This window comes from Aquitalea pelogenes, assembly GCF_001515305.1.
GTDB classification, from domain to species: domain Bacteria; phylum Pseudomonadota; class Gammaproteobacteria; order Burkholderiales; family Chromobacteriaceae; genus Aquitalea; species Aquitalea pelogenes.
The window spans coordinates 66,069-90,844 of sequence record NZ_LNQV01000003.1; the positions used below are offsets into that span (position 1 = coordinate 66,069).

General features: G+C 58.3%; 21 protein-coding genes. 8 read left to right on the plus strand and 13 right to left on the minus strand.

Translation table 11 applies throughout. The annotated features are described in order from the left end of the window. Positions 1 to 125: 125 nt before the first annotated feature. Positions 126 to 1,067, plus strand: a complete 942-nt coding sequence (locus tag AWT75_RS02090) for a LysR substrate-binding domain-containing protein (protein ID WP_062786762.1) — start codon at positions 126 to 128, stop codon at positions 1,065 to 1,067. Between the two features lie 124 nt (positions 1,068 to 1,191). After that, entirely contained in the window at positions 1,192 to 1,815 is a 624-nt protein-coding gene (locus tag AWT75_RS02095; RefSeq protein WP_062786767.1) for a LysE/ArgO family amino acid transporter, read from the plus strand. Positions 1,816 to 1,887: 72 nt separating this feature from the next. Here AWT75_RS02095 and prmB read toward each other — a convergent pair whose 3' ends face one another. The 6 genes from prmB to AWT75_RS02130 all read right to left on the minus strand — a co-directional run bounded on the left by prmB (position 1,888) and on the right by AWT75_RS02130 (position 10,563). Then, the gene (gene prmB, locus AWT75_RS02100; protein ID WP_045846985.1) at positions 1,888 to 2,808 is read right to left on the minus strand and encodes a 50S ribosomal protein L3 N(5)-glutamine methyltransferase; all 921 of its coding nucleotides are present in this window, start codon (positions 2,806 to 2,808) and stop codon (positions 1,888 to 1,890) included. A 195-nt stretch (positions 2,809 to 3,003) separates the two neighbouring features. Further along, a complete protein-coding gene (locus tag AWT75_RS02105) occupies positions 3,004 to 4,380 on the minus strand; it encodes a phosphomannomutase/phosphoglucomutase (protein WP_062786771.1) in 1,377 nt (458 codons plus the stop codon). An 82-nt stretch (positions 4,381 to 4,462) separates the two neighbouring features. Beyond that, positions 4,463 to 5,491 (minus strand): anthranilate phosphoribosyltransferase, encoded by a 1,029-nt coding sequence (gene trpD / locus AWT75_RS02110; protein ID WP_062786775.1) that lies wholly within the window; start codon positions 5,489 to 5,491, stop codon positions 4,463 to 4,465. 88 nt (positions 5,492 to 5,579) lie between these two features. Beyond that, the gene (locus AWT75_RS02115; RefSeq protein ID WP_062786778.1) at positions 5,580 to 6,149 is read right to left on the minus strand and encodes an aminodeoxychorismate/anthranilate synthase component II; all 570 of its coding nucleotides are present in this window, start codon (positions 6,147 to 6,149) and stop codon (positions 5,580 to 5,582) included. A gap of 388 nt (positions 6,150 to 6,537) precedes the next feature. Then, on the minus strand, positions 6,538 to 9,273 hold the full coding sequence (locus AWT75_RS02125) for an HD domain-containing phosphohydrolase (RefSeq protein WP_153013209.1): 2,736 nt from the start codon (positions 9,271 to 9,273) through the stop codon (positions 6,538 to 6,540). A gap of 312 nt (positions 9,274 to 9,585) precedes the next feature. Then, complete coding sequence (locus tag AWT75_RS02130) at positions 9,586 to 10,563, minus strand: GlxA family transcriptional regulator (protein WP_062786789.1); 978 nt, start codon at positions 10,561 to 10,563, stop codon at positions 9,586 to 9,588. Between the two features lie 113 nt (positions 10,564 to 10,676). Between AWT75_RS02130 and AWT75_RS02135 the strand changes: the two genes are divergently transcribed. Continuing rightward, positions 10,677 to 11,477: an acyl-CoA thioesterase gene (locus AWT75_RS02135; RefSeq protein WP_161937717.1), complete on the plus strand. Its 801-nt coding sequence runs from the start codon at positions 10,677 to 10,679 to the stop codon at positions 11,475 to 11,477. Between the two features lie 39 nt (positions 11,478 to 11,516). Here AWT75_RS02135 and AWT75_RS02140 read toward each other — a convergent pair whose 3' ends face one another. Next, positions 11,517 to 11,798 (minus strand): DUF3761 domain-containing protein, encoded by a 282-nt coding sequence (locus AWT75_RS02140; protein ID WP_062786926.1) that lies wholly within the window; start codon positions 11,796 to 11,798, stop codon positions 11,517 to 11,519. A gap of 246 nt (positions 11,799 to 12,044) precedes the next feature. On the opposite strand from AWT75_RS02140, the gene AWT75_RS02145 reads away from it, so the two are divergent. Then, on the plus strand, positions 12,045 to 12,458 hold the full coding sequence (locus AWT75_RS02145; RefSeq protein WP_045846980.1) for a hypothetical protein: 414 nt from the start codon (positions 12,045 to 12,047) through the stop codon (positions 12,456 to 12,458). A 6-nt stretch (positions 12,459 to 12,464) separates the two neighbouring features. Here AWT75_RS02145 and AWT75_RS02150 read toward each other — a convergent pair whose 3' ends face one another. After that, positions 12,465 to 13,199 (minus strand): substrate-binding periplasmic protein, encoded by a 735-nt coding sequence (locus tag AWT75_RS02150; protein ID WP_161937718.1) that lies wholly within the window; start codon positions 13,197 to 13,199, stop codon positions 12,465 to 12,467. Between the two features lie 473 nt (positions 13,200 to 13,672). Between AWT75_RS02150 and AWT75_RS02155 the strand changes: the two genes are divergently transcribed. The 3 genes from AWT75_RS02155 to AWT75_RS02165 all read left to right on the plus strand — a co-directional run bounded on the left by AWT75_RS02155 (position 13,673) and on the right by AWT75_RS02165 (position 17,904). After that, the gene (locus tag AWT75_RS02155; RefSeq protein WP_062786801.1) at positions 13,673 to 15,217 is read left to right on the plus strand and encodes a methyl-accepting chemotaxis protein; all 1,545 of its coding nucleotides are present in this window, start codon (positions 13,673 to 13,675) and stop codon (positions 15,215 to 15,217) included. Continuing rightward, the gene (locus tag AWT75_RS02160; RefSeq protein ID WP_062786805.1) at positions 15,211 to 15,717 is read left to right on the plus strand and encodes a methyl-accepting chemotaxis protein; all 507 of its coding nucleotides are present in this window, start codon (positions 15,211 to 15,213) and stop codon (positions 15,715 to 15,717) included. The genes AWT75_RS02155 and AWT75_RS02160 overlap by 7 nt, the downstream gene beginning before the upstream one ends. Positions 15,718 to 15,834: 117 nt before the next feature. Beyond that, positions 15,835 to 17,904 (plus strand): putative bifunctional diguanylate cyclase/phosphodiesterase, encoded by a 2,070-nt coding sequence (locus AWT75_RS02165; RefSeq protein WP_062786808.1) that lies wholly within the window; start codon positions 15,835 to 15,837, stop codon positions 17,902 to 17,904. Here AWT75_RS02165 and gloA2 read toward each other — a convergent pair. From gloA2 to AWT75_RS02185, 4 genes are all read right to left on the minus strand, one after another. Next, on the minus strand, positions 17,892 to 18,293 hold the full coding sequence (gloA2, locus tag AWT75_RS02170; RefSeq protein WP_062786812.1) for an SMU1112c/YaeR family gloxylase I-like metalloprotein: 402 nt from the start codon (positions 18,291 to 18,293) through the stop codon (positions 17,892 to 17,894). The genes AWT75_RS02165 and gloA2 overlap by 13 nt on opposite strands. Positions 18,294 to 18,540: 247 nt before the next feature. Next, on the minus strand, positions 18,541 to 19,851 hold the full coding sequence (locus AWT75_RS02175) for an MFS transporter (RefSeq protein WP_062786815.1): 1,311 nt from the start codon (positions 19,849 to 19,851) through the stop codon (positions 18,541 to 18,543). An 84-nt stretch (positions 19,852 to 19,935) separates the two neighbouring features. Beyond that, on the minus strand, positions 19,936 to 20,130 hold the full coding sequence (gene ccoS, locus AWT75_RS02180; protein WP_045846974.1) for a cbb3-type cytochrome oxidase assembly protein CcoS: 195 nt from the start codon (positions 20,128 to 20,130) through the stop codon (positions 19,936 to 19,938). Next, positions 20,130 to 22,565 carry a heavy metal translocating P-type ATPase gene (locus tag AWT75_RS02185; protein WP_062786818.1) on the minus strand — a complete coding sequence of 812 codons (2,436 nt, stop codon included), beginning with the start codon at positions 22,563 to 22,565 and terminating at the stop codon, positions 20,130 to 20,132. Before AWT75_RS02185 ends, ccoS begins: the two co-directional genes overlap by 1 nt. A 105-nt stretch (positions 22,566 to 22,670) precedes the next feature. Between AWT75_RS02185 and AWT75_RS02190 the strand changes: the two genes are divergently transcribed. Next, positions 22,671 to 23,660 (plus strand): NAD(P)H-quinone oxidoreductase, encoded by a 990-nt coding sequence (locus tag AWT75_RS02190; RefSeq protein WP_239689424.1) that lies wholly within the window; start codon positions 22,671 to 22,673, stop codon positions 23,658 to 23,660. A 162-nt stretch (positions 23,661 to 23,822) separates the two neighbouring features. Here AWT75_RS02190 and AWT75_RS02195 read toward each other — a convergent pair whose 3' ends face one another. Continuing rightward, positions 23,823 to 24,710 carry a hypothetical protein gene (locus AWT75_RS02195; protein ID WP_045846972.1) on the minus strand — a complete coding sequence of 296 codons (888 nt, stop codon included), beginning with the start codon at positions 24,708 to 24,710 and terminating at the stop codon, positions 23,823 to 23,825. Between the last annotated feature and the right edge of the window lie 66 nt (positions 24,711 to 24,776).

The following is a 24,776-nucleotide window of genomic DNA, read 5'->3' on the forward strand; positions in this document are numbered from 1 at the left end:
AGTGCTGTCCTAAAGGCCTGGATGCGTGGAGATAGTATGGGCAGTGAAACAGGACAAAAAAATAAGAAAAGTCTTGTTTATCGTTCTATCAATGGAACATTAGGATGATGAAAACGGGAGGGGGGATGACTGCACTGCCACTGGATCTGAACGATCTGTTTCTGTTTTCCCAAGTGGTGCAACGCCAGGGCTTCAGTGCGGCGGCACGTGCGCTGGGTCTGCCAAAATCCAGGCTGTCACGGCGTGTCAGTCTGCTGGAAGAGCACCTGGGGACACGCTTGCTGCAGCGAGGGCCAAGGGCAGTGAGCCTGACCGATGCCGGTCAGGCACTCTATGCTCATTGTCTGGCCATGCTGGCTGAGGCCCGCGCCGGTGAAGAGGCAGTCAGGCAGCGCCAGCACGAACCAAGCGGCACGGTACGGCTGAGTGTGCCGGTAGCGATTGCCGATGCAGTGCTGTCGCGCCTGTTGCCGCAGTTCATGCTGCATTACCCCAAGGTGCGCCTGGCCGTACAGGCTTGCAATCGCCAGGTGGACTTGCTGGAGGAGGGGGTGGATGTGGTGGTACGCGGTATCAATCATGCCTTGTTACCCTCCAGCCTGATCCAGGTTCCGCTGTGCACTGCACGCTGGGGCCTGCTGGCTGCACCATCCCTGGCATTAGGTACTGTTCTGCAGCCGCAACAGTTGACGGGGTGCAATGCCTTGCTGTTTGCGCCGCAAGGAGATGGCAGTGATGTCTTGCGTTTACGTGGACATTCTGAAATGAGTTGCGATATACAGATGAACGCCCTGCTGCGTAGCGACCATATTCCCACCCTGAAACAGGCGGCACTTGCCGGTATCGGCATTACCGACCTGCCTTTGTATGCCTGTACCCAGGAACTGGCCAGCGGACAGTTGCAGCATGTGCTGCCTGACTGGCATCCGCGGGATGGCCGGCTGGTGATGCTCTACCCCAGTCGGCGCGGCCTGTCCCCGGCGGTGCGGATGTTGATCGACTTCGTGAAGCGTGAATTGCCTGCACTGCTGGAGTACCGCGCGGATGAGTCTGTGATTGAAAATTAGAAATACTTATTGTGTATAAAAATTATTAGTTTAACTTTTTATTGCTGTGGCATTAGTCTGTGGGCATTGTCAATCAAGCAGGTCTGGCCGTCAGGCGGGCAGACCACAGTGCAACGGGAAATTCATGTTCAACTTGAGTGTTTATCTGGCCGCGCTGGGCCTTTCCGGTAGTCAGATCGTGGGAATTGGTCCGCAGAATGCCTTCATCATCAGGCAGGGAATAGGGCGCAGCCATATTCTGCCCATCGTGCTGATCTGCATTGTGGCGGATGTCATCCTCATCAGCTGTGGTGTATTGGGCATGGGCAAGATCATTGGTGCCATCCCCGGTTTTGTACAGACCGTTGCCTGGCTGGGTGCCGGTTTCTTGCTGTGGCTGGGTTTCAAGTCATTCCGGGCGGCGCTGCATCCCGGTGCACTGAAACTAGAGGGCTCGGTGGAGCGGGACAGGAAAAAGGCGATTCGCACCATTTTGCTGGTGACCTTGCTGAACCCCTATGTATGGCTGGATACGGTCATCCTGATCGGCAGCGTGGCCTCGGTATACGGCAGTCAATCTGCGCCGTCTTTTATTCTGGGCAGCATCACTGCCTCGGTCAGCTGGTTTGTCGGTATCGGTTTTTTTGCCAGCAAACTGGCGCCGCTGTTTCAGCAGGAGCGTAGCTGGCGCATTCTGGACTGCGCCATTGGCCTGATCATGCTGTTTACCAGCAGCTTGCTGGTCTGGAATTACGGCTTTACACACTAAGCCAGCGTTGCAGAATGCAAAAAAGCCGACGCTGTCCGGCTTTTTCATTAGGTGCGATAGATGCGATCTGGTTTATTCAGCGGCAGCGTCCAGTTCCAGTCCCTTGATCAGGTCGTCGCGGGTCAGCAGGAAGACAAAGCCATCGCCGCTGGCGGTTTCCATCCACATGAAGGGCAGGTTGGGGAAGCATTCTTCCAGCATGTCACGGTTATGGCCGATCTCCACCAGCAGCACGCCATGCTCGGTCAGCAGGTCCGGCGCGCGGCGCAGGATTTCGCGGGTGGCGTCCAGGCCGTCTTCGCCCGAACCGAGCGCAATTTCCGGCTCGTGCAGGTATTCCTGCGGCAGCGCATCCACCGATTCGGCATCCACATACGGCGGGTTGGCGATGATCAGGTCGTAGGGCTCTTCCAGCCCTTCGCACAGATCGCTGTGAATCAGCTGGATCTGGTCTTCCAGACCGTAGTTCTGGACATTGATGGCGGCCACTTCCAGCGCATCCAGCGAAATGTCCACGGCGTCGATTTCAGCATCCGGGTAATGGTGCGCCAGCTGGATGGCCAGGCAGCCGGAGCCAGTGCACAAGTCCAGCGCGCGATGTACCAGTTCGGGATGTTCAATCCACGGTTGCAGCGGTTCACCCAGCAGTTCGTAGATGAAAGAGCGCGGCACCAGCACGCGTTCGTCCACATAGAAGCTGAATTCACCCTGCCAGGCTTCGTGGGTGAGATAGGCCACCGGTACTTTTTCTTCGGCACGACGTTCAATCAGGTCTACCACGTCCTTGACTTCGGTCGGCAGCAAGCGGGCATCCAGATAGGGTTCCAGCCGGTCGATCGGCAGCTTGAGCGTGGTGAGGATGAGGTAGGCGGCTTCGTCGTGGGCATTGTCGGTGCCGTGGCCATAGGTGAGGCCGGCCTGGTTGAAACGCGACACCGCAAAACGCAGCAGATCGCGTACGGTGCTAAAGCTGCTGGCAGCCTGTGCGTACATGCTTGTCCTTTCTGGACAGGGTAGGGTTTCGCCCTGTCGATAATGACAAGGGACATGGCTTTGCATGTCCCTTGTGGTCTGGTTTGGTCGCCATTATAGCCAAGCGACCAGTGCTGCACTATATCGGTGAATATCCGAGTGGGCTTGATTGCGATGGCAGGCAGTATTGCGCCACCGTCATGCAATCAGTTCCGCTCAGAACGGTAGTGCGGCGTCCGTGGCGGCAGACAGCACACGGCGGAAGTCGGCCTTGATGCGTTCCAGCGCTTCGGCATTGTCCGCTTCAAAACGCAGCACGATTACCGGTGTGGTGTTGGAGGCACGCGCCAGGCCAAAACCGTCTGCGTACTCTACGCGCAGGCCATCCAGCGTATTCACTTCGTCAGCCCCTTCAAACTTGGCCGATGCCTGCAGTTTGGCAATCAGCGCGTGGTTCTCGCCTTCGGCCTTCATCTTGAGGTTGAGTTCCGGGGTGGAGATGGCGTTGGGCAGCGCATTGAGCACGGCGCTGGGGTCTTCCACGCGTGACAGCACTTCCAGCAGGCGCACGCCGGCGTACATGCCGTCATCAAAGCCGTACCAGCGTTCCTTGAAGAATACATGGCCGCTCATTTCACCAGCCAGCAGGGCGCCGGTTTCCTTGATCTTGGCCTTGATGAAGCTGTGACCGGTACGGGCCATCACCGGCTCGCCGCCGTTTTCCAGAATCCACGGTTTGAGCAGACGGGTGGATTTGACGTCGTAGATGATCTTGGCCTTGGGGTTGCGTTCCAGCACGTCGGCGGCAAACAGCATCAGCTGACGGTCCGGCCAGATGATGTTGCCATCCTTGGTCACCACGCCCAGGCGGTCGCCGTCACCGTCAAACGCCAGGCCCAGTTCGGAGTCGGTCTTGGCCAGCGCTTCAATCACATCCTGCAGGTTTTCCGGCTTGGCCGGGTCCGGATGGTGGTTGGGGAAGGTGCCATCCACTTCGCAGAACAGCTCGCGTACGCGGCAGCCCAGGCGGCGGAACAGCACCGGAGCAAAGGCACCTGCCACGCCGTTACCGCAATCCACCACGATATTCATATTGCGTTCCAGCTTGATATCGCTGGTGATGCGATCCAGGTAGGCGTCCACGATATCATGAGTGCGGTAGCCGCCTTCACCATGACTCAGGTCCTTGTCCTTGATGCGCTGGTAAAGACGCTGGATGTCGTCGCCAGCCAGGGTGTCACCGGCCAGCATCATCTTGAAGCCGTTGTAATCCGGCGGGTTGTGGCTGCCGGTCACCATCACGCCGGACAGGGTGCCCAGTTCGTACGCGGCAAAGTACAGCATCGGCGTGGCCACGCGGCCCACATCAATCACATCCACACCAGCAGCGCGAATGCCGCTGGCCAGTGCATCGCTCAGGTCCGGGCCGGACAGGCGGCCGTCGCGACCGATCACAATGGCTTTCACCTTGCGGACTTGCGCTTCGGAACCAATGGCGTGGCCAATCTCCTGTGCCACTTCAACAGTCAGGGTCTTGCCGACGATGCCACGGATATCGTAGGCCTTGAAAATGTCTTTGGAAGGTGTGCTCATGATGTTAGGCAAAATCTCGTAATCAAAAATCAGTAAAACCGGCCATCAGGGAAGGATGGCCGCGAAAAGGAAAGTATAAGACTCAAGCTGCCAGGGACTGGCTGAGCGCAATCAACTGGTCCAGCTTTTGCCGTGCCTTGCCTGTGCCCAGAACCTGGCGGGCCAGGGCAATGCCTTCGCTCAGGCTGGCGCAAACATCAGCAGTATAAATGGCCGCACCGGCATTGAGTACGACAATGTCGTAGGCCGGGCCGGGCTGATTATCCAGCACCGACAGTAAAATGTCGCGCGATTGTGCGGCGGTACTGGCCTGGATTTCCTTGAGTTCGAAGAATTCAAAGCCCAGTTCGCGCGGGTCCAGCGTGTATTCTTCAATGCGGCCGTCTTTCAACTCGGCCACCAGCGTGCAGGCGCTGAGGGTGATTTCATCCAGCCCGTCCAGCCCATGCACAATCATCACGTGCTTGCTGCCCAGTTGCTTGAGCACGCGCGACTGAATGCCGACCAGGTCGGGGTGAAACACGCCCATTACCTGATGATCCGCCCCGGCCGGGTTGGTCAGCGGGCCGAGGATGTTGAAGATGGTGCGCGCGCCCAGTTCCTTGCGGATGGGAGCCACGTGCTTCATGGCACTGTGGTGATTGGGGGCAAACATGAAACCGACACCGATTTCGTCGATGCAACGCGCAACCTGTTCTGGCGTCAGGTTCAGATTGACGCCCAGCAGTTCCAGCACATCGGCGCTACCAGAGCTTGACGACACCGAACGGCCACCATGCTTGGCTACGCGTGCACCAGCGGCCGCAGCCACAAATGCAGCGGTGGTGGAAATATTAAAAGTATGGCTCTTGTCGCCACCGGTGCCGCAGGTGTCGATCAGATGATCGTGCCGGGAAACCGGCACCGGCGTGGCAAATTCACGCATTACCGTGGCGGCAGCGGCAATTTCCGACACGCTTTCCACTTTGGTACGCAGGCCGATCAGGATGGCTGCGGTTTGGGCCTGGGTCAGCTCGCCGCGCATGATCTGACGCATCAGATCCAGCATTTCATCAAAAAACAGTTCGTTGCCGTCAATCAGCCGGTTCAGCGCGGCCTGGGGGGTAAGCATGCAGATATCCTTAGATTCACAGTGGCCGGTGTGGAGGCAGGCCGGCACAGGAAAGAACCTCGCTGCAACAGCGAGGTGTCCATATTGCTCAGGCAAATTCCTTGAGGAAGTTATCCAGCATCTGATGACCGTGCTCGGTCAGGATGGATTCCGGGTGAAACTGTACACCCTCAATCGGCAAGGTTTTGTGACGCACGCCCATGATTTCGCCATCTTCGGTCCAGGCGGTAATCTCCAGACAGTCCGGCAAGGACTCGCGCTCGATCACCAGCGAGTGATAACGGGTGCAGTTAACCGGATTGGGCAGGCCACGGAACATGCCGATATCGTGATGATGCACCGGAGACACCTTGCCATGCATCAGTTGCTTGGCATGGATGATCTTGCCGCCAAAAGCCTGGCCAATGCCCTGATGGCCAAGGCAGACACCCATGATGGGCAGCTTGCCGGCAAAGTGCTGGATGGCTGCGACAGAAATACCCGCTTCGTTCGGCGTGCAGGGACCAGGCGAGACAACCAGATATTGCGGTGCCAGCGCTTCGATCTCTTCAATGGTGATTTCATCGTTGCGATAAACGCGGACAACCTGCTTGAGCTCGCTGAAATACTGCACCAGGTTGTAAGTAAAAGAGTCGTAGTTGTCGATCATCAGCAGCATAATTAATCTAAACCTTTGATTTGTATGGGCATGCCGTGGTGACCTTTTGAATTTTATCCGGTTGCTGGTCCGGGATATAAAATATTGGGTCTTTTGAGCAGCAATAAAGCCCGTCAAGAATGACCAATACTATACCGGAAGAGGCGCAGCTATACAGCACGGACAAACCCGGCAGCATCAGGCCGGTCGTGTCATGGAAACAGATCTGCTACATCTACGGACGGCGCCAGTTCATACCTGCGTTCGATCGTATCTGGCAGCAGCTCGCAGCGCTGTACGGGGAATGTGGTGGAACAGTCGGGCCTGGTGCAGGCCAGGCGGCGGGAATGAGGAGGCGCAGCTTGGGCGGCGCCCTGTTATTGGGGCTCATCATAGATACACGTTCTCGCTAGGCTGAACCAGCCTGCCTCCCGGCCAGGAATCGCGACGCATAGCGGGCCGGAATATCCGACTGGGCGAACAGCTCAACGTCAAGGTGTCCTCCGCGTGCCATATGGCGCATGATGTCCAGCGATTCATCTACGCTTTTCCCCTGTTTATACGGGCGGTCGGTTGCAGTCAGTGCTTCAAATACGTCAGCAATGGCCATCATGCGTGCCGGGATGCTCATGGCCGTGGCCGGGACGGCTCTGGGGTAGCCCTTGCCATCAATCCGCTCGTGGTGACCGCCGGCTATTTCCGGCACAGCCTTCAAGTGCCGGGGGAAGGGCATGGCTTCCAGCATTTTGATGGTCAGTACGATGTGCTCGTTGATCTTGTAACGTTCTTCGTCGGTCAATGTACCCCGCTGGATGGCTAGATTCTTGACTTCGCCACGGTCGTAGAGCAGTTCAGGCACTTGCATCCGGAATCCCCACGGGTTGTCATCGGCAAAGGATTGCCCTGGCGGACGTGAAATTCGATGCTCGGGTTTGTCGCTCAGTAGATATTCCTGGGTGGGCAATGATTCGCTGTCCCTGCTGCAACGGCGGTGCATTTCATCGTGTGAAAGGCCGATCCGGTCGTCGATGGTTCGTGTCCAGGTTCTGGCTGCAATCTGTCTGATGCGTGCGATTGCATCCTCTGACATATATTCACTACCCAGATTGCACTCGGCGACAAAGGCAAAATCCTCATCCAGGGCTTTCAATTCGTCGGCGAGTTGCGCGGCTTCAATGGCCGGCAGTCCTTGCGGGTAAGCTGCTTTCCAGTGAGCCAGTTCCGCCTCGCGTTTGCATACCTCGAAGCGCGTCCGGATTTCGTGAATGCGGTCGTACAGCGTCTCCAGTTTGGTTGCCTTGTCGACAACATACTCGGGGGTGACCACCTTGCCGCAGTCGTGCAGCCATGCCGCGATGTGCACTGCTTCGCGCACCTCGTCGTCGACTTCGAAACTGGCGACGCAGGGTGCATCGCTGTTGGCGGCCAGTTCCACCAACCATTCGGTCAGGATGGGAACGCGGTGGCAGTGGCCGCCCGTATGCGGGCTTTTGGCATCCACCGCTTCTGCCAGCAGCTGGATGAAAGATTCAAACAGCCGCTTTTGCTGAACAACCAATTCCCGTGATTCCAGCGTCAAGGCGGCAAAGCCGGAAAGCGCTTCGACAAAACTGCGGTGATGTTCGCTGAATGCTTGCTGGCGTTCAATGATGAGCAGTCCCAATAGTTGGCCCCGCCGGCCAGAAAGGGGGAGCATCAGTGCATAGCGGCCATCCATCGGCTCATCCGGACGCAAGTGGGCAGCGCCATTTTCCTCAAGCTGCCTCTGGTACTTTGCCAGCCAATCATTTCCGTTGCGATCACCGCGCTGTGCACGCAAAGTCCAGTTTGTGCCGTCCTGAATGTAGAGCCAGGCAAACTCTCCTTGTGCTGCTTCGCTTGTTTCTTCGACGACCATGGGCAGCAATTTGTCGAGGTCTGCTTCCCGCGATACCTTTTCCAGCAAGTGCAAAAAGTTTGCGCTACTGGTCCGGGCGCGCTCAAGCCCGGTTTCCAGTTGGGCAATTTCGGCAATACGGGTTTTGGATTGAGCAAACTGCCGGAAATCAAAATTGACCAGCGCGTTGGCCCGGTCTGCCAGTGTCTGGAATACGAATGCAATCCGGTCTGAATTGCGTTGTGCAAGTAGCAGGGTAAGAAGCGTGATCAGCAAGGTGAGGGCCAGCAAAAAATTACGCAGCTTCTGGGCCTTCGCCAGCAGGCGGTCACGTGGAACGGCAACGTGGAGGAATATGTCATCATATTTCTGCAGCTTGACATTTGCCGTGCCCATCCACCAGGACTGACCGTGCGGATCGACCATCCATTTCAGGTCTTTGCCATCAGCAATGCCACCTTTCTCAACCAGGCCCTTGAAGAAATCGTTGGCGCTGCTTTCTTTGAGGTTGGCGGAAATGATGGCACCGGTTTGTTCGAACAGCCCAATATAGCCGGCATAGGCCGTTGCCATTCTGGCCAGCTCTTCTTGCAGGGAGTCGAGGCTGATATCCATTGCGATAACCCAGCCATCGTGCATGTCGTTGGCAAGCGTGATACCGACTTTTCCTGATGAATAAAACTTGTAGGTTTCGGTACGAAATACCCCATTGTTTTGACGGCTGGCCTGGTACCACGGTCTGCTGCGCGGGTCATAGTCCTCAGTGCCCGGCATGCGCTTGCGCCCCAGTATGCGGAGCTTGTCATCCAGATAAACCCAGTCCTGGGCTTCGCCCCGGCTGTTGCCAACCCTTTGCAGCTGGACAAGCCAGCGCGCCTCGGGACTTGCCTTGAATTTGGTGTGGTCCCACTCATCCCTGAGTGCTCGCAGCAATAGAAGCTGTCCTTGCGGGCCGCCGACATAAACACTGTTGAGCATGGGTTGATCGCGCAATATCGAAGTTTGCGCGGAAAGGCGGTCCATCCAGTCTTTTTCCTGGCCCGTTTTCAGGTCGGGAACGTTGGAAAGCAGTTTCAGCAACGTGGTAGCCGGGAGCAGCAAATGATTCATGGCTGCGCCGGACTCGTTGGTGATCAACCTTAACGTGGCTTCTGCCTCGTCCTCCGCGACCTTGCTCATCAAGGCGTAGCCGCCCAGAGTAAATGCCAGGCCAATGAGGAGGACAAGTCCGCCCATCTGGTACTGAAAGTATCGGCGGATCTTGATCATGGCATATCCTTTGGAGACGGTCTGGCCGGCAGCAGCCACCTATCCAGGCGGCAATCTCATATCATCATATGCCAATTGATTTGGCTGCGCTTGTGCCAAGTCTGCCGTCCCGCCGTGGATGCATATTCATATCCGCAAAGGCAGCAATCAGGCTGAGGCCTGCCTGCCACAAACAGTCCATTAATCCGACGACGCGGCACGGTGATGAATGGCGGGGTGCTTGGCGAGAGGGATGCCGAGGCGGGCATCATATCTGGCTTTTTGATTTGTTTGCCGATGGCGCTTGCGCAACCAACGCGTTGGCTTGCCCGCTTAGCTGGCAAAACGGCGTCGGTATTCTGCCGGGGTGCAATGCAGTTCGCGCTGAAACAGGCGGCGAAAACTGGCGATATCGGCATAGCCCACCCGGCTGACAATTTCATCCAGCGGCAGGGTGCTGGTTTCCAGCAGATGACGTGCTGCTTGCAAACGCAGCTGCTGCAGGTAGCGCAGCGGTGGTTGGCCCAGTACCTGCTGGAATCGTCGCATTATCGTGCGCTCACTGGCGCCGACGCTGGCTGACAGTGCCTCCAGCCTATATGGCTGATCAAGCTGCCGCTGAAGCCAGTCCTGACAGCGCAGGACCAGCTCGTCGTCGTGTCCGGCAAAACTCCGCATGGTGATATAAGGTGCCTGACTGACCCGGTTGAGGTCGGTCAGCATCAGCCGCGAGCATGACATGGCCAGTTCAGCACCTCCTTCATGCCGGATCAGGCGCAAGGCCAGGTCGATATAAGAGGTGGTGGCGCCGCCGCACCAGATGCCATCGGACTCGCTACAGGTGGTGTAATCCTGGAGCAGAACCTTGGGGTAGCGCTGACGAAACCAGTGATGCAGCCACCAGCTGACAGTCGCCTGCCGGCCATCCAGCAAGCCGTGCTCGGCAAGCAGGGGTACGCCTGTGCAGAACGACATCACACGGCGGCCTGCTGCATGCTGGCGTGTTGCCAATGCGCCTGCGGTCTGTTCTGCCATCAGCCGGGTTTCAAAATCGCTCAGGCGTCGATAGCTGATTGGCGGCAGTACCAGCGTATCGGCAGCGTCGGTCAATTCCGGCCCTCCATCCGCTGTCAGCACAATACCGGACGCCGTGGTGACGGCTTGGCCGTCCAGGCTGAACAAGCGCCAGTCGAATGGTTTGGACCTGCCTTTGTAGGCTGCAATCTGGTTGGCGAAATGCAGCAAATCGACCAAGCCGGTCACGCTACCGGCATAACAGCCTTCCAGCAGCAGTACGCGAAGTTGATGCATGTTTTGGCAGTATTGACATTGATGTTGTCGATATTGCCACTGCAAAACGCAAGATGCCACTGCTAGACTGCCGGTCAATGTTTGTTCCAGTCATCACATCCAGGGAAATCAGCATGCATATTGATGATGTTTGCCACAGCATCACCCCCGTCATCGGCCAGCCTGGCCTGTTTCAAGCCGAGGTGGATGATGGCTGGGCGCAGGGGCGAACCTTGTTTGGCGGTATACAGGCCTTGCTGGCGGTGCGCGCCATGCGGGCGGCCATGCCGGATCTCCCGCCCTTGTGGTCGCTGCACACCACCTTTGTTGCCCCGGCGGCTGCAGGCCAGCTTGGCCTGCGGGTGGAACTGCTGCGCCAGGGGCGTGCTGCCGTGCAGGTGGCGGCACGCTTGATGGCGGGTGAGCAGGTGGCAGCCATGTTTGTTGCGGTCTTTGGCGCTTCCAGGGATTCCGCCTTGTCGTTCAAGCCGGAGGTCAAACCGTTGGCCACCGACAGCAGCGCCGGGCCGGAGTTGCCGTTCATCGCAGGCATGTCACCCGAATTTACCCGTCACTATGCCTACCGCTGGGTGGAAGGTAGCCTGCCTTTCAGCGGCCATCACGCGACGACAAACCGTATCCTGCTGCGACAGCGTGACCCGGGACTGATGGGCGAGGAGCAGATTGTCGCCATGGCCGATGCCATTCCGCCAGTGGCACTGTCGTTGGTGCAGGGGCATGCCCCGGCCAGCACCATCAGCTGGGAGCTGGAGTTCGTGCACCACGGCGAACCGCTTGGCAATGAAGGCTGGTGGCGCATGGATGCCAGCCTGGTGGCCGCGCGTGATGGCTATGCCAATCAGGATGCACATCTGTACGGGCCGGATGGCGAGCTCGTCGCACTGTCACGTCAGGTGGTTGCAGTATTTGCCTGAGCGCGGTGCGGGCTGGGTTTGTTCCTTGTGGATTACACCTTATCCCAGCCAGGCGCTTACCCCGCCGTGGCGGGAGCAGGTGCCGCGATGGTGCTGGCTGAAACTGTAACTGCCATCCCGGCATCTGGCGGTCGCCCCCAGCGGTACCTTGCCAGACTTGCTGTGAGCGGGGCGGTGTACCGTGTTGCCGTCCCTGTTGCTATAGCTGCCATGCTCTATCAGCTGGGCTTCATCCGGCTGATTGCCGGCAGGCGGCGGTGCTTTGGCGTAAAGAGTTGGGCAGGCGAGGGCGGCGAGCAGCAGCAGAATGGCGCGGTTCATGATGGTATTTTCAGGGCGATGGCCAATCATGACATACAAGTATTATCATGTGCCAATTTTGCACATCCCGCTCGCCAGTGAACCGAGCACAGCCAAGGCACACCATGCCGATCTTCATGCGCATGCATCGTGATGCTCCGCCACTGTCTGCATTTTTCATTGGCCATGGGTCGGTGGGATGTGCCGCAAAACCTCCCCCGGCGCTGTGATTGCCAGCGTCTTGTTCATGAAAAGTGGAGCCTGAGCATGGCATTGTGCAAAGAATCGCATGGCTGGCTGCATGCGCGTTTTGATATCTTGCTGCGGCTATGGGCGGCTGTCGCAGTTTGCGCGGCCGTTTCGCATTTGCTGATGCCGGGCTGGACGGCGGCGGGTACCACCTGGGCGATGTCCGAACACTGGCAGCGGGAAATTGCCTATTTCGACTTGTTTATCGCTTTTGTCTTTGGCTGGTCTGCCCGGCAATCAGATATCCGTATCAAGCATGCAGCCACCATATTGCTGTGTGTCCTGTCTTTGCTGCTGGGGGAAAATCATCTGGAGGGTTGGCTGACCGAGGCCAGACCTTTTCATGTGTTGTTTACCCTGGGGAATGGGCTGGCCGTGTTGTGGGGAGTGCTGGCCTGCTTCAGCGTGCGCAAAGTCCTGCGTCAGGCATGACCTGCATCAGTGCATGTATTTGCGCATGGCCTGCTCATAGAAACCATCCTGTTTCATTTCGTTGATGGCCTTGGCCAGTCTGGCTGCTGTGGCCGGTGAAAAAGCGGGGCCGGAAGCCAGCCAGCTTTGGCTGCTGTACACCACGGCACCTTCTGTTGGCAGCTTGCCGTGCTGTGCCTGGTAGGTCTGGTTAAACGTGATGGATGCCCCCAGAAAGCTGCCAACCCGCCCTGCGTTAAGCATCTTGGCCATTTCTGGCAGTTGGCCTTCTGCAAGCGATGCTGCGCTGACGCCTTGCTGTATCAGCCAGCTGCGCACGCTTGAACCTGCCCGTACACCAATCAGCCCCCGGCTGATGGCTTGTTGCAGACTATTGCATGGCTCAGCACCGTTGCGGGTAAAAAAACGGAAATCCGTGGTGTTGGTCACCACAATCCAGTTGAACAAAGGTTCGCGTTCCGGCGTGCGGGCGAAATAAATGATCAGGGCAGTGGGGCTGGCCAGTACTTCGCGCATGGCCCGGACCCAGGGGCGGATTTTCACGTTCGGCACAAAACCGGCACGACGGATGGCCTCACTGCCGATTTCAATCATCAGGCCGGGGTTGGCATCTTCCGGCAGGTTGCAGACATTCGGCAGGTAGTCACATTCCAGGTCCAGCGTCGGTTTGCCAGGCTCGGCCCATGCGCTGGCGGCGCCAAGCAGCAGGCAGGTGCATAACAATGTTGAGGGCAAGGACATGGACATATGCTCCTTGGCGAAAATAGAAATGTGCACTGCCTTCTTTATATAGCCCGGAATGACCATGATGTGCAGGCGCAATCATGCATTTTCGGACGTCTGACTACTTGAGCACCAGCAAGTTCATGACATGGTCAGTTCGCCAAGGGCAAGCACTTGTTGTTGAAACACCAGTTGCATGCAGGCGGTGGGGGCAACAATCAAATGATGCAGAGCGTCATCCAGACGACAGCTTGTGCTGAATCAGTGATGAGTAGTGCATTCTTGTTGTGCACTTGCAGCAAGGTGATGCTGACCGGACAAAATGTCCACTCGGCCGAGAGTGTAATGAGTTTGATTTTAATCAATGGTGGCTGTTCTAGTGAATTGGCTAATTCATTTCCATATTATTATCCGCCACAAGAATTAGACCAATGTAATAACAGGCAGCAAAGTGCTGCATCTCACTCCCAGCCCACTATCCAGTTTTTATCATGTCCGAATCCCGCCACCTTTTACCTTCTTCCCTCAGTATTGCCGCCAAGCTCAATCTGGTGCTTTGCTTGTTGCTGATTATTGTTCTTGGCATTGCCGGAACCTGGCTGACGCATTGGCAAGGTTTACGCATGGAAAGCCAGATGCAGCAGGAAATGCAGCAGGCCAACCGGCAGGTCATCGACATGATGGATGCTTATGCAGCACAGCTGGAGCGCTCTGCCGCGCTGGCAGAGGTGGCCTTGCGCAACGTGCTTGCCGGCCCGGTGGTCGTGGGTGGCGAGCGGGTGGAAAGTGCCGGCAAACAGCTACCCCAGCTGCGGATTGGCGAGCACATCATCAACAACGCCAACAATGAGGTGGACCGCTTCACCCGCATGAGCGGTTCGCTGGCAACGGTGTTTGTCAAAGATGGCAGCGAGTGGGTGCGCATTGCCACCTCAGTCAAGAAGGAAGATGGCAGTCGTGCCGTTGGCACACCACTTAGTCACGATTCGCCAGCCTATGCCAGCCTGAATGCCGGTCAGTCTTATACCGGCCCGGCCCAGTTGTTCGGTCGGGATTTCATGACCTTGTACACCCCGCTGACCAACGAGGCCGGACAGGTGGTAGCAGCACTGTTTGTCGGAGAGGAATTCACCGCCAGCCTGGCTGCCTTGCGGCAGAAAATCATGTCGGTGCGTTTTGGCGAATCCGGCTACATCTATGCCTTTGACAGCCGCCGCGAACCGGGCCGCATGATGATTCACCCGCATTCGCAGGGCAAGAATCTGCTGGACTTCAAGGACAAGGACGGTATCGCCATCAACCGGGTGATGCTGGAGCAAAAGCAAGGCGTCCTGCATTACCACTGGGCCAAGCCGGGTAGTGATGAAGCCGCCCGCCCCAAGATCGCCGTGTTTGACACCTTTCAGCGCTGGGGCTGGATTGTGGCCGCCAGCAGCTATGAGGATGAATTCGCCACGCAATTGAATGCCATGCGTATCCGCCTGGCACTGGGCACTGTCATCATCATTGCGCTGTTGTCGGGTGCTACCTACTGGGCCAGCAAGCGCTGGGTAGCCCGCCCGCTGGCTGGTGCAGTCGAGGTTATCCGCAAGGTGGCGGATGGTGACCTGACCGTGCATTTTGAAGTGACAAGCCAGGACGAAGTGGGCGATTTGTTGCACGCTGCCGACGAGATGAGCAGTCATCTGCGCAGCATGATCGGTGAGGTGGAAAGCAGCCTGATTGCACTTTCGGTGCAGGCCCAGCAACTGGTCAGCATTGCAGAGGATGTCTCGGCTGCTTCTGGCGAACAGAATTCATCCGCCAGCACCATGGCAGCCTGCGTGGAAGAAATGAGCAGCAGCATCAACCAGGTGGCGCGGCATGCCGAACTGGCCCGTGAAATGGCAGTGGATGCCAATGAAAAGTCGCATAGCGGCGCGCATGTTGTCGGACAAGCCACCCACACCATGAGCGAGATTGCCACGGCAGTGCAGCAGGCCGGCCAAACTGTAAAACAACTGGATGGCTTGTCGAACGCATTGCCGAAGTGGTGACCGTAATCCGTGACATTGCCGACCAAACCAATCTGCTGGCCCTTAACGCAGCCATCGAGGCGGCGCGGGCCGGTGAAGCTGGGCGCGGCTTTGCCGTGGTGGCGGATGAAGTGCGCAAACTGGCAGAGCGCACCACGCAATCGACCTTGCAGATCAGCGATACAGTCAGCAAGATCCAGACTGGCGCGCGCATGGCGGTGGAGCACATGGAGCAGGGCGTGGCACAGGTAGAGCAAGGCGTCAGCAGTGCCGCCAGTGCCAGTGACAGCCTGCAGGCCATTCAGGAAGGTGCACGGCAGGTGGGCAGTGCTGTCAGCGGCATTTCCGAAGCGCTGAGCGAGCAGGATGCCGCCAGCCGCGATATCGCACTTAACGTGGAAAAGATTGCCCAGCAGGCTGATGGTAATCATGCCAAGGCGCGCGCTGCAGCCCAGTCTGCCAGTGCGCTGGCAGGTCTGGCTGGCACGCTGCGCACCAGCATCAGCCGCTTCAAGCTTTAAATTCGGTCCATCTTCCACCCATCTATAGTCGACTGAGGTATCCTGCACGCTGTAATCAATTCATGACAGTGTGCAGCCTCCTATACTGCATAAGCTGCCAGCTTCCCAGTCGACACCATGACCCCATTCGATTCCATCCTGCAAGGCTTGCTGCATGAGGCCGTGCCATTATTGCGCGGCTTGTGCAGCAATGCGCTGATCGGCGTGTATGTCATTCAGGATGACCGTTTTGTCTTCGTGAACGAGCGCCTCGCCAGCCTGTTCGGCTATTCGGCTCAGGAATTATGCGCGGGCATGGGGCCGCAACACCTCACGGCAGAGGGTGACAGGCCCTTGGTGCGCGAGCAGCTGACCCTCCGCCTGAGCGGCCAGGTACAAAGCAGTCATTACAGCTTTCGTGGCGTGCGCAAGGATGGCGAGGGGCTGGATGTCGAGGTGTTCGGTGTCAGTACCCGCTTTGCTGGTCGGCCTGCCATCATCGGCATGCTGATGGATGTGACTGAGCGTAACGACGCCGAACGTGCAGTGAAAGACCAGTTGCAGTTCATCACCCGCTTGGTGGATACCATTCCGAACCCGGTTTTCTACAAGGATGAGGTGGGGCGTTACATCGGTTGTAACGTCGCATTCGAGCAATTCATCGGCACCCCGCGCGAGCAATTGATTGGCTATTCGGTATTCGACCTGTCGCCGCCGGACCTTGCCGCACGCTATCACGCGGCAGACCAAAGCCTGTTCAACAGTCGTGGCACGCAGGTGTACGAGGCACAGGTGCAATATGCCGACGGCAGCCGGCACGACGTGGTGTTCTACAAGGCCACGTTTGACAAGGCCGATGGCAGCCTGGGCGGGTTGGTTGGCCTGATACTGGATATCAGCGAGCGCAAACAGATGGAGCAGGCCATCTGGCGCGAGGCCAATTACGATGCGCTCACCGGCCTGCCCAATTTGCGCCTGCTGCGCGACCGTCTGTCTGAAGAGCTGGAGCGGGCGCGTCGCCAGGGCAGTACGCTGGCCTTGCTGTTCATCGATCTGGACCGGTTCAAGGAAGTGAATGACACGCTGGGTCACCACGTGGGTGACCAGTTGCTGATTCAGGCCGCAGAGCGCATCCAGGCCGTGGTGCGCAGTAGCGACACCGTATCGCGCCAGGGGGGGGACGAATTCGTGGTCATTCTCTCGGACATCAATAATGCACAGGCGGCCGGCATGGTGGCCAGCAAAATCATCCGCTTGCTGCATATGCCATTCCTGCTGGGCAGCAACGAAGTCTATGTGTCTGCCAGCATCGGCATCGCGCTCTATCCCGACGACAGCCAGCAGCAGGAAACGCTGGTCAGTTATGCCGACCAGGCGATGTATGCCGCCAAGGCCAACGGACGCAATTGTTTCAGTTACTTCACCCCGTCCTTGCAAGAGGAAGCGCTGCGGCGTCAGGCCATTGGCAAGCAGTTGCGACAAGCATTGGCAGGAAACCATTTCGAAGCCTGGTTCCAGCCCATCATTGCCTTGCAGGACGGCTTGCCTGTAAAGGCTGAAGCGCTGCTACGCTGGCATCACCCCACGGATGGCATCCGTCTGCCTGGCGAGTTCATTGCCGTGGCAGAAGAAATCGGCATGATCGGCGATATCGGCAACCTGGTGTTCCAGCAAACCATGGACTTGCTGCAGCAATGGCCGAGCGGGCAGGTCAGCGTCAACATCTCACCACGGCAACTGATCAGCGGGGACTGTGGCCTGTGGCCGCAGGAGTTGGCGGCGCGCAGCTTGCCCGCCTCCTGTATTTCGGTGGAAATCACCGAAAGCCTGCTGCTGGATGAGCGGCCGATTGTGGTGAATACCTTGCTTGGCTTTCACCAGGCGGGAATGGAAGTCAGCATCGACGACTTTGGCACCGGCTACTCCGCCATGTCCTATCTGAAGAAATTCAATATCGACTATCTGAAGATAGATCGCAGCTTCATACAGGGCTTGGCCAATGACAATACCGACCGCGCCATTACCGAGGCAGTGATTGCCATGGGCCACAAGCTGGGAATGAAGATCATCGCCGAAGGGGTGGAAACCCCGGAACAACTGGAACTGCTGCGACAGGCCGGTTGTGACTATGCGCAGGGCTATCTGTTTGCCCGGCCCATGCCGCCGGCAGCTTTCATCGACTACATCCGCCAGCATCAGTCCGCATAGAATTCAATCGGCAGCTCATCCGGCCCCTGGCAGAAGAAAAACTGCCGGTTGGTGATTTCATCCAGCCGGATATCCTCACACGGTACACCTTGCTGAATCAGCGTCTGGCGCACCTCTCCGAGATTGCTTGCGCGCAAGGCCAGATGGCGCAAGCCGCAAGCCTCCGGCCGACTGACGCGCGCCGGTGGCGCCGGAAAGCTGAACAGTTCCAGTTGGCAACCATCCGGCAAGGCCAGATTCAATTTCCATGAGCTGCGTTCCGCCCGCCAGACTTCGCTGACAATCGGCAAACCAAGAATGCGGTGGTAGAAGTCACGGGCTTGCGGGTAATCAGCCGTGATGATGGCTACATGATGAATCCCGGCTGCCAAAGCGTTGTGTGCGTGCATGGTGATAGAAAATTTATATCAATACCGAAATGGTAATCAATTGGACGAAACGGCCGCAGCAAAAGAAAATAGCCAGCACTGACTGACACTCAGTACCCGCGGAAACCGGTCTGATCAGGACTGGTTTCAATCGCCGGCAACAGCTGTGTTGCTGGCGAACCTCCCGCTTTCGGCGGTTTCGGGCCTTGACGCCGCCGAATGCTCTTGGGGCTGGTGCCACCTGGTGGTGCCAGCCTTTTTTTATTGCTTATTGTTCGATTGTTGCTTTCAGCCAGCTGCTACGCTGCTGCCAGATGACCGGTGCCTGCCACAGCAGGTGCAAGGTAGCCAGAATGTTCAGCATGGCCGTGCCCAGCAGCAAATACGCAATATTGCCGAATTTTTGCAGCACCACCACGCTGGCCAGTGCCGCTGCCACCATGTAAAAGCCGTTGATGATGTTGTTTGCTGCGATGGCTTGCGAACGGAAGCTGTCAGGGCTGGAGATTTGCAGCCAGGTATACAGCGGTACGGTAAAGAAACCGCCAAAAAAGCCCAGCATCGCTACATCCAGCATGTGGCGCCAGCTGCCCAGTTGCATGAGGAAAGTGCCCAGCGGCATCAGGCTGCCTTGGTAGCGTTGCATGGCGCCCAATGCCAGGTCGGCACCAAATACCGTCATGCCTGCGCTGCCCAGCAATACCAGCCCCAGTTGCAAACGGCCATGCGACAGTTTGGCGCAAATCACCGAACCCAGACCGATGCCGATGGAGAACAGCGCCAGCATGACGGTATAAACCTGTGCATCACCGCCCAGGTGCAGGCGGGTAAAGGTGGGCAGTTGAGTGGTGTAGACGGCACCCATCAGCCAGAACCAGGAAATGCCGAGGATGGCACTGCGCACGTCTGCAATACGCCAGGCCTGGCCTACCAGCCGTACCGAATCGCCAATGAAGTTGAAGGACAGCTGCAGATCCGGCGCGCCGGGCGGTGCTGCTGGCATGCGGCGGCTGAACAGCCAGCCACACACTGCAGTAAGCAATAGCAGGGAGACAATCAGCAGCGGGCCGCCTTCGGTCATCAGGCTGCCGATGATCTGGCCGATCAGGATGGCCAGGAAAGTACCCATTTCAATCATGCCATTGCCGCCTACCAGCTCGTGCTCCTTAAGGTATTGCGGCAGGACGGAATATTTCAGCGGGCCGAAGAAGGCGGAATGACAGCCCATCAGGAATAGCGCAGCCATCAGCGGGCCTGCTGCATGCAAAAAGAAACCGACACCGGCCAGCAGCATGATGGCGATTTCCGCCAGCTTCACGCCGCGGGCAATCACTGCCTTGTCATAGCGTTCGGATAATTTGCCAGCGGTGGCGGAAAACAGGAAGAAGGGCAGAATGAACACGCCGGCCGCCATATTGACCAGCAATTCCGGTGACATGCCACTCAAGGTGAGGCCGTGGTAGCTGATCAGCACCACAATGGCTGTTTTCAGCAGATTGTCATTGAAAGCGCCCAGGAACTGGGTGCCGAACAGGGGAAGAAAACGGCGCGAGCCAAAGAAACTGAAGTCTGTTTTCACGGTGAGTCAGCACGGGTAGGGGGAAAGGCATGCTAGCCTATTCACCCCGTGCTGTCAGCCATGCTCGCGTCAAGTTGGCTGTGTTTAGTGCTCGTCCGGTGTGCCGGTCTTGCTGGCAGGGGTTTTGTCAGTGGGGGCGCGGTCGTCATCCATCAAGATACGATGTGCCGGGCCTTCCATATCATCGAACTGGCCGGAACGGGTGGCCCACCAGAACACCACGGCAATGACAAACGCCAGCACGATGCTAAGCGGGATGAGCAGGTAAAGACTTTCCATCAGGATTTCCGTTTGACGAGTCGCAGGGCGTTGCTCACCACGATGAGCGAACTGGCAGCCATGCCAAGGCTGGCCAGCCACGGGGTCAGGTGACCACTCATGGCCAGCGGCAGGGCCAGCAGATTATACCCGGCTGCCCACCACAGGTTCTGTCTGATTACACCCAGGGTCTTGCGGGACAGGGCCAGTGCTTGCGGAATGAGGGCCAGCTGGTCGCCCATCAGTACCATGTCACCACTGGCGCGGGCTACGTCGGTGCCGCCACCCATTGCCAGCGATACATCAGCCCGCGCCAGCACCGGCGCATCGTTGATGCCGTCGCCCACCATCAGCACGCGCTTGCCTGCCTGTTGCAGCTGGCCGACAAAGGCGAGCTTGTCTTCCGGCGTGGCGCGGGCATGCCAGTCGGCAATGTTCAGCTTGCGCGCGAGGTATTGCACGGCGTTTGCACCGTCGCCGCTGAGCAGGTGTACACAAATGCCGCGCTGTTGCAGCAGGGCCACCATGTCGATGGCGTCGCTTCTCACCGTATCGCCAATGGCAAACACAGCTTGCGCGCCAGCCTGGCTGGCCAGTACCACCAGGGTGCAGTCGGCCTGCCAGTCGGCTGGCAGTGTCAACGGACTGGCAAGCCACTGGTTGATGAACTCGACCGAACCCAGCCGCCATGTCGTGCCATCAATCACGCCTTCCACCCCCTTGCCGGGAATGTTGTCCAGCCGGCTTGTGGCCGGGCAGGGCAGTGTGCTGGCGGCCTGGCGCAGTGCTTGCGCCAGCGGGTGTTCCGATGCCTGCTCCAGGGCAGCGGCAATGGCCAGTGCCTGTTCCGCAGGCAGTGTGCCCAGTTGCATTTGCTCGCGCATGCGCATGTCGCCATGCGTCAGCGTACCGGTTTTGTCGAATACCACATCAGTAACCCGCGCCAGGGTTTCCAGTGCGTGGCCGCGGGTGGTCAGCAAGCCCAGTGCGGCCAGATGGCCGGTGGCGGCGGTCAGTGCCGCCGGAGTGGCCAGCGACAGGGCGCAAGGGCAGGACACCACCAGTACCGCCACCATGATCCACAAGGCGCGTGCCGGTTCGATGAAGTGCCAGGCAATATAGCTGCCAGCAGCTGCCAGCAGCAGCAGGGCGACAAACCAGCTGGCAAAGCGGTCGGCCGCCACGGCAAGGCGTGGTTTTTCGGCCAGCGCCTGATCCAGCAGACGCACAATGCCGGCCAGCCGGGTTTGCTGGCCAGTCTGGCTGATCTGCACATACAAGGGGCTGCTGGTATTGACGCTGCCGGCAATCACGCTGTCGCCAACCCGTTTGGCAATCGGCTTGCTCTCGCCGCTGATCAGGGATTCATTGGCGGAACTGTTGCCATCCAGCACCACGCCGTCACCGGGAATGGTTTCACCCGGCTTCACCAGAATCACATCGCCTGCATTGAGCATGGCGACGGTGGCTTCCTCGGTATCGCGGCTGGACGGCCAGTTGGCTGCGCGATGGGCAAAAGCCGGAATCAGCTTGACCAGGCTTTCGGTCGCCTCGCCCGCCTTGCGCCGGGCAATGCCTTCCAGATAACGCCCGCCCAACAGCAAGAAGACGAACATCGACACCGAATCGAAATACACACCGTGAGGAATCTTGTTGATCAGCGCCCACAGGCTGGCAAAGAAAGAAGTGAAAATGCCGATGGTGACCGGCGTGTCCATGCCAACGCGGCCTGATTTCAGGTCGCGCCAGGTGTTCTGATAAAACGGCACTGCCGAATAGAGCATCACCGGCAGGGTCAGGATCAGGCTGGCCCAGTGCAGCAGCCAGAGGAAGTCCGGGTCGATGTCGCCATCCGGTGCCAGGTAAACCGGCACTGCGTACATCATCACCTGCATCATGGACAGCCCGGCTGCCCACAGGCGGCTGATGGCCTGCTTGCGCTGCTTTTGCGCCAGCGCCTCTTGCCGCTCGGTATCGTAAGGATGGGCGCGGTAGCCAATGGCCGAAATGGCTTCCAGAATCTGTGACAGCCTGATGCGGGTGTTGTCCCAGCAAACCCGTGCCCGGTGGCTGGTATAGTTGATGTCCACCGACAGCACGCCGGGCAACTGGCGGATGTGCTGCTCATTCAGCCAGACACAGGCAGCGCAGGTAATGCCTTCCAGAATCAGCGCGGCCTCGCGGCTGTTTTCGTCGCGCTGGTGCACAAAGCTTTTTTGCAACTCTTCCGAGTCATACAGCCTGATCTGCTGCAAAATATCTGCCGGCAAGGCCTCGGCCTGCCGTGCGCCTTGCGTGCGGTGGGCGTAGTAATCGGACAGGCCGGAGTCGATGATGGTCTGGGCGACGGCCTGGCAACCTGCGCAGCAGGTGGCTTCGGTCTTTTCCCGGTAACGCACCGGGAAGTCGACAGCGTCGGGGACGGGCAGGCCGCAATGGAAGCAGTGATCAGTCATGGCGCGCCATTGTAAACAATACTCGAATGCATTGCTTGATCTGGCTCAGTTTCATGCAGTGCGGATTTCGCCTGAGTACAGGCGGCAAAAGGAAAGGCAAGCAAGATGATGCAGGCAGTTTTGCAAGATGCACCGGGCGGTGTGGAAACACTTTATATCGGCGCAGCCCCGCGTCCGCAGCGACAGCCAGGCCAATTGCTGGTGCAGGTGATGGCGGCCGGCATCAACCGGGCTGACATTGTGCAGCGAGAGGGCCATTATCCGCCGCCGCCCGGTGCCAGCGCCATTCTGGGGCTGGAAATTGCCGGTGTCGTGGTGGAGGCGGACGACAACAGCCGCCATCAGCCCGGCGATGCCGTGTTTGGCCTGGTGGCAGGCGGTGCCTATGCTGAATATGCGCTGCTGGATGAAGTGCTGGCCATTGCCAAGCCGGATGAAATGTCCTGGGTGGAAGCCGCCAGTCTGCCGGAGGCATGGATGACGGCATGGCTGAATCTGGTGCAGGTGGGGCAGGTCAAGGCCGGGGATCATGTGTTGATCCATGCCGGAGCCAGTGGCGTGGGGGCTTGTGCCATCCAGCTGGCCCGCTTGCTGGGTGCGCACCCGTTCGCCAGTGCCGGCAGCGCAGACAAGCTGCAATTCTGCCGCGAGATGGGTGCGGAGCAAGTATTCAACTACAAGGAAACGCCTGCCTTTTCCCGTCTGGTGAAGGAATGGGGCGGGGCGGACATGATTCTGGATCCGGTAGGCGCTGCTTATCTGGCTGAAAACCTCGCCAGCCTGAAGCAGGATGGACGACTGGTGAATATCGGCATCATGGGGGGTGGCAAGGCCGAACTCAATCTGGGCCTGGTGCTGATGAAGCGCCTGTCAGTGATTGGCTCCACCCTGCGTTCCCAGCCACTGGCAAAAAAGGCCCCGCTGGCGCAGGCGCTGGCCGACACCATTCTGCCGGCCATCACGGCGGGCAAACTGAAAACCACGGTGGATAGCTGCTACCCCTGGCAGCAAGTGACAGAGGCGCATGCCCATATGGAAGCCAATGCCAATCTGGGCAAGGTGGTGCTGACCTTCTTTCCTGTCATGACGGCGTAATCTGCAACACGTACTGTGTGCCCCGTGGGAGGTGTTTCACCTCTGACTGGTATGGATGGGATTCGGGGCGATGCGGCTATCGCCCCCTTTTTTTGCCTGCCGCGTACGCCATGAAAAAAGCCTGCCGTCATGTTCCGGCAGGCTCTGGTATTTCTGGATGGCTCAGGCGGCGGTGGAGCTGGCCGGCAGGGGCGACAGCGCTTCGATCAGTGCCACTTCCTGAGAGTAAGACAGGTTCTTCATCTTGAGCAGCAGGGCTTCGCCATCCACCTTGAAATGCTGGTCGAGCTCCTCGTCGATCATGCAGGTTTCCACTGCCAGCCATACGCCGCGGCAGGATGCTGCTTCTTCAAAGCGGACATTCTTCAGTACGTGGGCAATCAATTGCAGCTCGGCGTCGCTAAACTGGCGCGACAGTACGGCTTGTTCACGACGCACGATTTCCGCGTAGCGGTCGCAAATCTGCTGTACCCGCGCTTCGTCACCATAATGATGCGGCTCGGCGCTGCCGCTCAGGTCGGTGTGATCAAACCAGGCATCAATCAAGGGCTTTAGCTGCGGCAAGTCCTCCTGCCACACGCGATGCAGTTCATCGCGGAAATGGGCGTTATCGGTAAAGGACAGCTCGTCAAACGGCATGGCCGGCATGACTTGCTCTTCCAGTGTGCGATTGCCCACCCAGATACGGCCTTCTTCGTCACGGCTCACTGCGCCGCGCCACACCGACTGCTCTTCTGTGGCCAGGTTGTCGACATGGATTTCCACGTAGGGCAGGGCAGGTTCGTCCAGTCCTTCATCTTCGGTGACCAGGCGCAGGGTGATGTCGAACATGCCGTGCTTGAACACTTCCAGCAGCTGCAGGCCATCGTCGTGACCTGCCAGGATGAATTTGTCCGGGGTCTCGTAGACTGCCACATCCGTGGGGTGCTGGGCCGGCTTCATCAGCTTAGCCGACAGCTCGTCTGCCAGCAGGTTGGCGTCGTTGTGATGCACGGCAAAACCGGTGCGATAACCTTCATGTTCATGCCACAGGGCGTCCCAGTCATACATGGTCGACTCCTTGATAATCTGTGTTTGCGTGGATTTTGGCGCGCAGTGTAACCAAATCATCATTGC

Bases quoted from the DNA above. Each gene is read 5' to 3' on its own strand.
- AWT75_RS02090 (WP_062786762.1), top strand. From the start codon at position 126: ATGACTGCACTGCCACTGGATCTGAACGATCTGTTTCTGTTTTCCCAA.
- AWT75_RS02095 (WP_062786767.1), top strand. From the start codon at position 1,192: ATGTTCAACTTGAGTGTTTATCTGGCCGCGCTGGGCCTTTCCGGTAGT.
- prmB (WP_045846985.1), bottom strand. From the start codon at position 2,808: ATGTACGCACAGGCTGCCAGCAGCTTTAGCACCGTACGCGATCTGCTG.
- AWT75_RS02105 (WP_062786771.1), bottom strand. From the start codon at position 4,380: ATGAGCACACCTTCCAAAGACATTTTCAAGGCCTACGATATCCGTGGC.
- trpD (WP_062786775.1), bottom strand. From the start codon at position 5,491: ATGCTTACCCCCCAGGCCGCGCTGAACCGGCTGATTGACGGCAACGAA.
- AWT75_RS02115 (WP_062786778.1), bottom strand. From the start codon at position 6,149: ATGCTGCTGATGATCGACAACTACGACTCTTTTACTTACAACCTGGTG.
- AWT75_RS02125 (WP_153013209.1), bottom strand. From the start codon at position 9,273: ATGATCAAGATCCGCCGATACTTTCAGTACCAGATGGGCGGACTTGTC.
- AWT75_RS02130 (WP_062786789.1), bottom strand. From the start codon at position 10,563: ATGCATCAACTTCGCGTACTGCTGCTGGAAGGCTGTTATGCCGGTAGC.
- AWT75_RS02135 (WP_161937717.1), top strand. From the start codon at position 10,677: ATGCATATTGATGATGTTTGCCACAGCATCACCCCCGTCATCGGCCAG.
- AWT75_RS02140 (WP_062786926.1), bottom strand. From the start codon at position 11,798: ATGAACCGCGCCATTCTGCTGCTGCTCGCCGCCCTCGCCTGCCCAACT.
- AWT75_RS02145 (WP_045846980.1), top strand. From the start codon at position 12,045: ATGGCATTGTGCAAAGAATCGCATGGCTGGCTGCATGCGCGTTTTGAT.
- AWT75_RS02150 (WP_161937718.1), bottom strand. From the start codon at position 13,199: ATGTCCTTGCCCTCAACATTGTTATGCACCTGCCTGCTGCTTGGCGCC.
- AWT75_RS02155 (WP_062786801.1), top strand. From the start codon at position 13,673: ATGTCCGAATCCCGCCACCTTTTACCTTCTTCCCTCAGTATTGCCGCC.
- AWT75_RS02165 (WP_062786808.1), top strand. From the start codon at position 15,835: ATGACCCCATTCGATTCCATCCTGCAAGGCTTGCTGCATGAGGCCGTG.
- gloA2 (WP_062786812.1), bottom strand. From the start codon at position 18,293: ATGCACGCACACAACGCTTTGGCAGCCGGGATTCATCATGTAGCCATC.
- ccoS (WP_045846974.1), bottom strand. From the start codon at position 20,130: ATGGAAAGTCTTTACCTGCTCATCCCGCTTAGCATCGTGCTGGCGTTT.
- AWT75_RS02185 (WP_062786818.1), bottom strand. From the start codon at position 22,565: ATGACTGATCACTGCTTCCATTGCGGCCTGCCCGTCCCCGACGCTGTC.
- AWT75_RS02190 (WP_239689424.1), top strand. From the start codon at position 22,671: ATGATGCAGGCAGTTTTGCAAGATGCACCGGGCGGTGTGGAAACACTT.
- AWT75_RS02195 (WP_045846972.1), bottom strand. From the start codon at position 24,710: ATGTATGACTGGGACGCCCTGTGGCATGAACATGAAGGTTATCGCACC.